Source organism: Coprococcus sp. LG101-27 (assembly GCF_027695515.1).
Classification (GTDB): Bacteria; Bacillota; Clostridia; order Lachnospirales; family Lachnospiraceae; genus Allocoprococcus; species Allocoprococcus comes.
Map to the genome: position 1 here is coordinate 55,962 of NZ_JAQEUJ010000018.1, position 9,229 is coordinate 65,190.

Genomic DNA, 9,229 nt, shown 5'->3' on the forward strand with positions numbered 1-9,229 from the left:
GCCATACATACCCTGTTTTAGTAAACATATTTTCTTTTTATTTAAGAAATACTTTTGATCCATGCTTCATGCAACTCATCAACGGATGACATTATATAATCCGGTTGATGTTCTTATACTTCCGCTTCTTTTTTGATCTGCACTGCCATGTCTGGATAATTGGTGATAATTGCAGTTACTCCTGCATCGATCAGCCATTTCATATCCGCTTTTTCATTGACTGTCCAGACACGGACATTCAGATTGCTGCCCAGATATTCTTTCAGGAAATCTGCCATTTTTACATGATATACTGCCGGATGCAGTCCGTCTACTTTTGTATTCTTCGCATACTCTGTAACATTCAGGATCACATCACTGTACAGATAAGCGGTTTCTGCTTCCGGCACAATTTTCTTCATCTGCTGGATGCTGTAATGGTTAAAGGAAGAATAAATCACCCGCTCTTCCATTCCGGCTTTTTTTACAAGATCCGCAACCTTCTGCTCGATTTCCGGATACCAGTAAATTCCTGTTTTCAGCTCAATATTGACCTGGATATCGGATGCTTTTACCGCATCCAGTACTTCTTCCAGGGTTGGGATCTTTGCTACGGAATACTCCGGGAATTTGTTTTTCAGTACTGTAAGCTCTTTTAACTCTTTTAAAGTATAATCCTTGACCCATCCCTTTTTTTCTGTAACTCTGTCGATGGTTTCATCATGGATCACAACCGGGATTCCATCCTTTGTAAGCTGTACGTCAAGCTCGATTCCGTCAGCACCCTGTGTGATTGCCAGTGCAAATGCTTCCAACGTGTTTTCCGGTGCATATCCGCTTGCACCTCTGTGTGCAAATATTTTTGTTTTGCTCAATGTTTACTACCTCGATTCTTTTTAATTATTTACAGTATTGTAGTCAGTGATCGCTTTGTTGATCGAATCTGACATTTTCTGTACTGCTGTGTCGACATCTTCTTTTCCATTCAGCGTGCTTTCGATTTCAGACTCAACAGTTGCTCTTGCTTCCGGAGAGATCAGGAATTTTACGAATTCCCATGTTGCACGGAGTTTCTTTTGATCTTCAGTCCGCAAACTGTCCCACTAAAATTTCGTTATAAAATTATAGGTATAAATATTATGCTCTCTTCCGGTCTTCCAGTGTTCTGGATATTTCTTCTGTCTTTTCATCTGTTAATATGTAATGTTTTCGGAACACAAGTAATCCGATCAGCAATACAAGAATCGGAATGATCGTCATACACATCCGAAGTCCCAGCCTGGAAGCCGGTGCGATTACCGTCAGTACTTCTGCCGTTTCATCCTTCTTGATCTGGAAGATCTGAATAACGATCGAAGCCGCAAGTGCAGCCACGCCAGATGCCAGTTTTACCACAAAGGTCTGCATCGAAAAGATTACCGATTCGTCACGCCGGTTATTTTTCAATTCCCCGTAATCTACCGTATTTGCAAGGAAAATCGTCACAATAACATTCAGCATACCAATTGCCGACATAATAAGGAATGACGGAACCAGAAGCAGATAAACACTGGTACTTCCGGAGAATGCAATCACAAGAAGGATCAGATATCCTGCAAATGCCATGGAAAAGCTGACATAAAAAAGATTTATCGTATTCATAAATTTCCGGAACAGCGGAAACAAAATCATCATCGCAAGAATCTGGAATGCACCACCAAAGGTATTAAAAAGTGTATAATTGCTCTGCCATGCTTCCGGACTGAAATCATATTTGAAAAAGTAAATGACCAGATTCGATGTAATATATAATGCGGTATTGATCATAACAATTGCCACAACCATGGTCAGTGCCTGGTCATTGCGAAACAGTGCCCGGAACATTTCTTTTACCGTTGCTGTTTCCATATTTACCGAAGATTTTTCTTTAATAGAAAGGCAGGTAATCGTGATAAAAATGAAAAATAAAACTGCGATAATCAGCGCAAAATAGCGGTATCCAAGCCGTTCAATTTCCGATGCACTTTCCCCTCCTGCCAGTTTGCCAAGTGTGGATACGGAAAGTACGGTGATGATCGTGATAATTGCAGAACCAACGCCGGCACAGGAACGTGCCATTGCAGAAAGATTTTCGCGCTCTTTTCCACTTTCGGTAAAAGCAGGAATCATGGACCAGTATGGAATGTCCATCATCGTATAAGTTACGCCCCAGAGTATGTAGGTTACAGCCGCATAAGCAACCAGTCCTCTGCCTGAAAGAGAGGGCGGTGCAGCAAACATCAGATACAAAACAATGGCATTTGTCAGTGTACCGATAAAGAGCCACGGTCGGAACTTGCCCCATCTGGTTTTCGTCTTTGCTACGATGATTCCCATGATCGGATCATTAAATGCATCAAAAATTCGGGCGATAAACAGGATCACCCCCATTGCCACAGCACTGACACCCATGATGTCCTGGTAATAATAAAGGACATAGGACGCTGACAGCATATAGACCATATCTTTCCCTACAGCCCCGATTCCGTAGGCAAACTTTTCTTTTCCTTTTAGTTTCTGTACTTCTCCCATAATAAATTCACCCTTGTCAGATTGTAATGCCATCGATCAGAATGGATACGACTTCATCTAATGCCTCATGATAAGAAATTCCATTCTGGACCAGCACATCTCTCTGGAAAAACTGTTCTAATGTGGCTTCTATCATGGTTTTTAAAATTGGAATCTGGATATTTCGAATTTTTCCTTCTGTGATGCCCTGTTCCAGTAATGAAATCGTACTCTCCCACCCGGTTTCCAGACGGGATTTTACTTTTTCATAAACTTCGGGATACCTCTCCTTGAGCTGATAAAGCTGTCTGAGATCAAGCTCCCGATACCCTTCCGGTAACACACCAAGAATTGCTCTGATTTTACCAACCGTATCCAGACTCAGATCTTGAAGAACTTCTTGTTCACTTTCTTTGATCGAGGAAAAACAATAATCAACCATCTCCAGAACCAATGAATTTTTGTCAGGAAAAACAGTATAGATTGTTTTTTTGCTGATTCCCAGAAGAGATGCAAGATCATCCATTGTAAATTTTAACCCTTTTTTCTGAAATGCCTGGATGGTTGCTTCGAGAATATCGCCTTTTAAATTTTGATTCGGCACAAGATCATCTCCTTTTGGAAACTATTTCTCTTGTAATAGTTTCCTTGATTGTAGCATCTTTGCGCACAAAAAAACAAGCAACTAAATTCACAAAAATAGTTTCTTGTTTTTGGTAACTTTTTAATATGGAGCGAATTCTTTTTCTGGCGGATATATTTTGATTTAAAACTCTCTTGGTTGCAATTTTTTTTATTTTAAAAACAGCTGCGGAATTGCTTCCACAGCTGTTGCGTGCTTGAAACCGTACCTCTACACTGTGAACTGACACAGGTTTTTTACAGGGGGATTTAAAAATTTAAATTGTATACTTTTCCAAAAATGTTTCTATGAACAAGAACACATAACCTGATAACAAATAACCAATAAACAATGACATTGAACCATAACCAACCGTCTATAAGCTTTGTTGAAGATATGCCCTGTACGGAAATTTCCACTTAGATATCCACATCAAACAATACTGTCTGATTGTAACGATCCAGTGCAATCTGCATTTCCATAATTGTATTGGAAATACGGTCGTATTCCTGACGGATTACTTCCAGATCATAGTTGATATATTTATATTCCGGTACCGATCCGGATGAACTGAAGGAATTACTATACACACGCATTTTCGGAAGCCGCTTGCGCATATCGTCAAGAACAGCTTTTCTTTTGTTAAGCTGCGCCATTCGGATCAGAATGCTGTCAATGCTCATCTCCTGATTGCCAACCTGCACTTTTGCGGTGGCATTTGTCAGGTTCAATGTATGTTTGATAGTAATAATCTTCCTGTCGATCTCGTCAATTGTATTTGCAATGGTCATATAATCATATTCCGGAATGACCGGCTCCTCATTGACCGCTGCCACATAGGTACTGGATGCTGCCTCCTTGTTTACCCAGAATGCTTTATCTTCCTCAAGGCTTCTCAACATCTTGTTTGCATAAGCTGATGTAATTTTCTTCATGATTTTTGCCTCCCATACTGTTCTCTTGCTTACAATATAAATGATGTAACCGGATTGCTCCATTGCTATGCAATTCCCGCAATTCTCGAACACCATATAAATAATATCTGTTCCTCAACTTCTGATTTAATTATAATTATATGATAGCAGTTTGTCATTCAACCAACAGTTTAAAACTCCACAGAAAGAACAAAGAATGTGCGAAGCACATTCCAGCGCCTGTGGCGGTCGCTTGCGACATCTTCATTATACGCCGCAGTGCGCATCCTGCCGGAGGCTTTTATTACATAGGAAATGAAATTTCCTATGTAATAAGAAATATCCCCGTCAATGACGAGGATATCTTCAATCGAAGTATGTAATAATCTACTTAAAATAATGAAATTGTCTATACTGGGTAACGATTTGCCGGAAAGCCATTTATAAATGGCCTGCGGATTTTCAAATCCAAAAGCTCCCTGGATTTCCCGAATTGTATATCCTTGTTCCAAGAGTAGCTTTCTTATGTGTTCTCCAGTCTTTTTCGGCTGGATTGACAAATACATGGGTTCCATACTTTGTGCCTCCATGATTCAGAATCAAGTTCCCTGATAACTTATATATTATAACACAGAAAGCATCGGATCACCAGTATCAGTCTCCAAAACATCAGAAAATATATTTACAGATATTCCGGATCCACCTGTTTGCCATCGCTCGAGATTCTTTCCAGATCGTAGAACAGACCCTTTCTGTCCTTGCTTCGGAAATGGATTTTATTCAATCAGAAGTTTATAAAAACAGCTTTTTCCTGGAAACCAAAATGAGTAGAAATCCTTAAAACAGTTAGAAACAAAGATTGTCCAGCAATATCCCCATAAGATATGAAAAGCAAGGATAACATTTTTATGTATATTTGTTGTTTTTGTTGTTTTTTATATACCTCACGTAGTTTTTTACATGGGTAATCTTGATTTTTTTGTTATAATAATATCATGAATTTAGCTAGAAGAATATTCACCAATTTCAATGTAATTCGGTAAAACGCTAAATTTTTTGTAGGCAGAAGTGTGTGCATTGGTTAGGATGTGTATATGTACTAATACAACTTGCTGTGATATATGCAAATTGTATAAAGAATCGTGGCGTTTAATATTTATGGAATGGAGAGAGGATAAAAATGAGAATTTACAAAGCAAAAGATTACGTAGACATGAGCCGCAAGGCTGCCAATATTGTTTCTGCACAGGTTATTATGAAACCAAATTGTGTTCTGGGGCTTGCAACCGGATCTACTCCGATCGGTCTTTATAAGCAGTTGGTGGAATGGTATAACAAAGGTGATCTTGATTTCTCAGAAGTTATGACGGTAAACCTTGATGAATATAAAGGACTTAGCCGTGACAACGATCAGAGCTACTACTATTTCATGCATCAGAACCTATTTGATCATGTGAATATTCCAGCTGAGAATACACACCTTCCAAACGGAATGGAACCGGATTCTCAAAAAGAATGCCAGGAATATACCAATCTGATTCAGTCTTTAGGCGGCGTAGATCTTCAGCTTCTCGGAATCGGTCATAACGGTCATATCGGATTCAACGAACCGGGGGAAGCTTTTGACAAGCAGGTTCATTGTGTAAATCTGACTCAGTCTACCATCGAAGCAAACAAACGTTTCTTTGCTTCAGCTGACGATGTTCCGAAACAGGCTTATACAATGGGAATCAAGACGATCATGCAGGCAAAGAAAATCCTGATCGTTGCAAGTGGCGAAGATAAAGCAGAAATCGTAAGAGATGCTTTCTTTGGTCCGATCACACCGAAGGTTCCTGCTTCTGTTTTACAGCTGCATAATGATGTGACTTTGGTAGCTGACGAAGCTGCACTTAGCAAACTTCCTTTATAATCATGTCTGTAAGGAACGGAGGTTTTGAAAATGATCATTAAAAATGCGTCAATTTATACAGAAAATCATACTTTTGTGAACGGGAATGCAGTTGTAGAAAATGGCAGATTTGTAAGTTTTTCGGATTTTTCGGAACAGGATGCCCAGATCGTGGATGCCCAGGGACTTTATATGATTCCGGGACTTGTGGACATTCATTTTCACGGATGCATGGGAGCAGACATGTGCGACGGTACAAAAGAAGCACTGGATATCATTACGAGATATGAAGCGTCCATCGGTGTGACTTCTGTCTGTCCGGCTACCATGACAATTGCTAAAGACGAGCTTTTAAATGTCATGAAAAATGCAGGTGATTACGCCTACAATGGCGGTGCACACCTGGTCGGTATCAATATGGAAGGACCATTTATCAGTGCTTCCAAAAAAGGTGCCCAGGCAGAAGAAAATATCCTGCAGTGTGATTATGAATATTTCTGCCGGCTTCAAAAAGCGGCAAAGGGACTGATCAAACTGGTGGATCTTGCACCGGAAGAACCGGGAGCCATGGAATTTATCGAGAAAGCAAAGGATGAGGTGGTTATATCCCTTGCGCATACCGCATCGGATTATGATACTGCAAAAGAAGCCATTCAGCGTGGTGCTTCCCATGCGACCCATTTGTACAATGCAATGCCACCATTGAATCATAGAAATCCGGGCGTGATCGGTGCAGTTAGGGATTCTGAAACATGCCATGCAGAGCTGATCTGTGACGGTGTACATATTCATCCGTCTGTGATCCGCGCAACCTTTGCCATGTTTGGTGCGAAGCGTATGATCCTGATCAGTGACAGTATGCGAGCAACTGGTCTGAATGATGGAGATTACACCCTTAGCGGACAGCCGGTAAAGGTAAAAGGCAATCTTGCTACCCTGCATGATGGAACAATTGCTGGTTCTGCTACGAATCTTATGGACTGTGTGCGTTTTGTGGTTAAGAAAGTCGGCCTTCCGTTTGAAACAGCAGTCATGTGCGCATCTGAAAATCCGGCAAAAGAAATCGGAATTTTCCATGAGGTCGGAAGTATCTCCGCTGGTAAGAAAGCAGATTTTTTGCTTTTAGATAAAGATTTGAATATAGTAAGCGTCTATGTAGATGGAAAGGAGATCACATGTTAGGTTTATTTAAAGGAAAAAATAAGGGGAATCTACTCCACTCCCCGTGTAACGGAAAAGTCGTACCGATCACAGAAGTTCCGGATTCGACTTTTGCGGATAAAATATTAGGAGACGGATTTGCAGTCATTCCTTCCGAGGGAAAGGTCTATGCACCGGCAGATGGGGAAGTGAGTATGGTATTTGATACTCTTCACGCCGTTACTATGACAAGCACCCAGGGAACAGAGATTCTGATCCATATCGGTCTTGATACCGTTACACTGAAAGGAGAACCTTTTACCCCCCATGTTGTTGCAGGTGACAAGGTAAAACAGGGAGATCTCCTGATGGAAGTTGATCTGGATAAGATCCAGGCAGCCGGATTAAATACCATTACTCCGGTACTCATCTGTAATACAGATACTTATGGAAAAATAGCCCTTCAGAAGAAAGGCGAAGTCACACTGGAGGATGCTGTGCTTAAATTATCCTAGGATCTGTGCTTTTTCAATCGAAGCTAACTGGAATGGTCCAGTTTAGTGTATACTTTTATTTTATTTCTAAGGAGGAAAAACATGAAATTCTTACAAAAACTTGGTAAAGCGTTAATGCTCCCGGTAGCTATTCTTCCAATCTGTGGTATCCTCATGGGTATTGGATACAGGTTATGTCCGGCTACGATGCAGGGTGGAGACATCCAGGGTGCAGTAAATCTGATCGGTCTGTTTTTAGTAAAAGCAGGTGGAGCTTTGATCGACAACATGGCAATTCTTTTTGCAATCGGTGTCGGTGTCGGTATGTCTGAAAAAAATGATGGTACAGGTGGTATCGCTGCTCTTGCTTCATGGCTTATGATGACAACACTTCTTTCAACAGGATTTGTTACAACGATCATGCCTTCTATCGCAGACAGTGCAACAAAGACACTTGCCTTCGACAAAATCGCAAACCCGTTTATCGGTATTCTTGCAGGTATCATCGGATCTGTGTGCTACAACAAATTCAAAAGCACAAAGCTTCCGGACTGGTTGTCTTTCTTCAGTGGAAAACGCTGTGTAGCAATTATTGCCGGAGTTGTTTCTATTCTTGCATCTGTTGTTTTATTATTCGTATGGCCATTACTTTTCGGAGCACTTGTTGCTATTGGAAAAGGAATCGTTGGACTGGATGTTGTAGGAGCCGGTATCTATGCATTCCTCAACCGTCTGCTCATTCCTACCGGATTACATCACGCACTGAACAATGTATTCTGGTTTGATACGATCGGTCTTGGTGACTTACAGCACTTCTGGGCTGGTGAAACATCTGCAGACGTATCATGGAGTCTTGGAATGTACATGTCAGGATTCTTCCCATGTATGATGTTTGGTATCCCTGGTGCAGCTCTTGCTATGGTAAAATGTGCAAAACCGGCGAAAAAGAAAGTTGCAATCGGACTTGTAGCTTCTGCAGCTATTTGTGCATTCATCTGTGGTGTAACTGAACCGTTCGAATTCGGATTCATGTTCCTTGCACCGGTACTTTATGTAATTTATGCAGCACTTTATGGTATCTTCACAATGATCACGGTTGCTCTTGGATTCCGTGCAGGATTCTCATTCTCAGCAGGTGCGATGGACTTATTCTTCTCTTCTTCTCTTCCGGCAGCAGCTAAGATATGGCTCATCATTCCTCTTGGAATCGCAGCTTTTTTGGTATTTTACTTTGTATTCCTCTTTGCGATCAAGAAATTTGATCTGAAGACACCGGGTAGAGAAGATGATGACGATCTGGAAGCAGAAAAAAATGTAGAATTAGCAAGTGATGACTTTACAGCTATCGCAGCAAAGATTCTTGAAGGTTGCGGCGGAAAGGAAAACATTGCAAGCATCGACAACTGTGTAACAAGACTGAGACTGGAAGTAAAAGATATGACTGCAGTTAACGACAAAGTGATCAAATCTGCAGGTGTTGCAGGTGTTATTAGACCTGGAAAAACTTCTGTACAGGTTATTGTTGGAACTAAAGTTCAGTTTGTTGCGGATGCATTCTCAAGACTTTGTGAATAATCTTATAAATCTTGAATAATTGTATCAGAAAAGCAGGGCGCATGCCCAATGTCATTAAGTTAATTTAAAAATTAAAAAAAGCAGA

The 9,229-nt window shown here is 40.7% G+C and carries 10 protein-coding genes; 4 read left to right on the forward strand and 6 right to left on the reverse strand.

Annotated features, from left to right (window positions below):
* Positions 1 to 113 precede the first annotated feature (113 nt).
* The 6 genes from PG766_RS12345 to PG766_RS12370 all read right to left on the reverse strand — a co-directional run bounded on the left by PG766_RS12345 (position 114) and on the right by PG766_RS12370 (position 4,619).
* Positions 114 to 854 (reverse strand): glycerophosphodiester phosphodiesterase, encoded by a 741-nt coding sequence (locus tag PG766_RS12345; RefSeq protein WP_270590904.1) that lies wholly within the window; start codon positions 852 to 854, stop codon positions 114 to 116.
* 21 nt (positions 855 to 875) lie between these two features.
* Entirely contained in the window at positions 876 to 1,073 is a 198-nt protein-coding gene (locus PG766_RS12350; RefSeq protein ID WP_270590905.1) for a hypothetical protein, read from the reverse strand.
* 43 nt (positions 1,074 to 1,116) lie between these two features.
* On the reverse strand, positions 1,117 to 2,529 hold the full coding sequence (locus PG766_RS12355) for a glycoside-pentoside-hexuronide (GPH):cation symporter (protein ID WP_270590906.1): 1,413 nt from the start codon (positions 2,527 to 2,529) through the stop codon (positions 1,117 to 1,119).
* 16 nt (positions 2,530 to 2,545) lie between these two features.
* Positions 2,546 to 3,112 carry a TetR/AcrR family transcriptional regulator gene (locus PG766_RS12360; protein WP_270590907.1) on the reverse strand — a complete coding sequence of 189 codons (567 nt, stop codon included), beginning with the start codon at positions 3,110 to 3,112 and terminating at the stop codon, positions 2,546 to 2,548.
* Between the two features lie 437 nt (positions 3,113 to 3,549).
* A complete protein-coding gene (locus PG766_RS12365) occupies positions 3,550 to 4,065 on the reverse strand; it encodes a hypothetical protein (protein WP_270590908.1) in 516 nt (171 codons plus the stop codon).
* Between the two features lie 170 nt (positions 4,066 to 4,235).
* Positions 4,236 to 4,619, reverse strand: coding sequence for a helix-turn-helix domain-containing protein (locus tag PG766_RS12370; RefSeq protein ID WP_270590909.1), 384 nt, complete (start codon positions 4,617 to 4,619; stop codon positions 4,236 to 4,238).
* 605 nt (positions 4,620 to 5,224) lie between these two features.
* On the opposite strand from PG766_RS12370, the gene nagB reads away from it, so the two are divergent.
* The 4 genes from nagB to PG766_RS12390 all read left to right on the forward strand — a co-directional run bounded on the left by nagB (position 5,225) and on the right by PG766_RS12390 (position 9,144).
* Positions 5,225 to 5,956: a glucosamine-6-phosphate deaminase gene (gene nagB, locus PG766_RS12375; protein WP_008370457.1), complete on the forward strand. Its 732-nt coding sequence runs from the start codon at positions 5,225 to 5,227 to the stop codon at positions 5,954 to 5,956.
* Between the two features lie 30 nt (positions 5,957 to 5,986).
* Complete coding sequence (gene nagA / locus PG766_RS12380; RefSeq protein ID WP_270590910.1) at positions 5,987 to 7,117, forward strand: N-acetylglucosamine-6-phosphate deacetylase; 1,131 nt, start codon at positions 5,987 to 5,989, stop codon at positions 7,115 to 7,117.
* Positions 7,111 to 7,590: a PTS sugar transporter subunit IIA gene (locus PG766_RS12385; RefSeq protein WP_055157019.1), complete on the forward strand. Its 480-nt coding sequence runs from the start codon at positions 7,111 to 7,113 to the stop codon at positions 7,588 to 7,590. The genes nagA and PG766_RS12385 overlap by 7 nt, the downstream gene beginning before the upstream one ends.
* Before the next feature lie 81 nt (positions 7,591 to 7,671).
* Positions 7,672 to 9,144 (forward strand): PTS transporter subunit EIIC, encoded by a 1,473-nt coding sequence (locus PG766_RS12390; protein WP_270590911.1) that lies wholly within the window; start codon positions 7,672 to 7,674, stop codon positions 9,142 to 9,144.
* The last annotated feature ends 85 nt before the right edge of the window (positions 9,145 to 9,229 follow it).

Excerpts from the sequence above, each read along its gene's own strand:
- PG766_RS12385 (WP_055157019.1), top strand. The coding sequence starts at position 7,111 with ATGTTAGGTTTATTTAAAGGAAAAAATAAGGGGAATCTACTCCACTCC.
- PG766_RS12370 (WP_270590909.1), bottom strand. The coding sequence starts at position 4,619 with ATGGAACCCATGTATTTGTCAATCCAGCCGAAAAAGACTGGAGAACAC.
- PG766_RS12355 (WP_270590906.1), bottom strand. The coding sequence starts at position 2,529 with ATGGGAGAAGTACAGAAACTAAAAGGAAAAGAAAAGTTTGCCTACGGA.
- nagA (WP_270590910.1), top strand. The coding sequence starts at position 5,987 with ATGATCATTAAAAATGCGTCAATTTATACAGAAAATCATACTTTTGTG.
- nagB (WP_008370457.1), top strand. The coding sequence starts at position 5,225 with ATGAGAATTTACAAAGCAAAAGATTACGTAGACATGAGCCGCAAGGCT.
- PG766_RS12365 (WP_270590908.1), bottom strand. The coding sequence starts at position 4,065 with ATGAAGAAAATTACATCAGCTTATGCAAACAAGATGTTGAGAAGCCTT.
- PG766_RS12390 (WP_270590911.1), top strand. The coding sequence starts at position 7,672 with ATGAAATTCTTACAAAAACTTGGTAAAGCGTTAATGCTCCCGGTAGCT.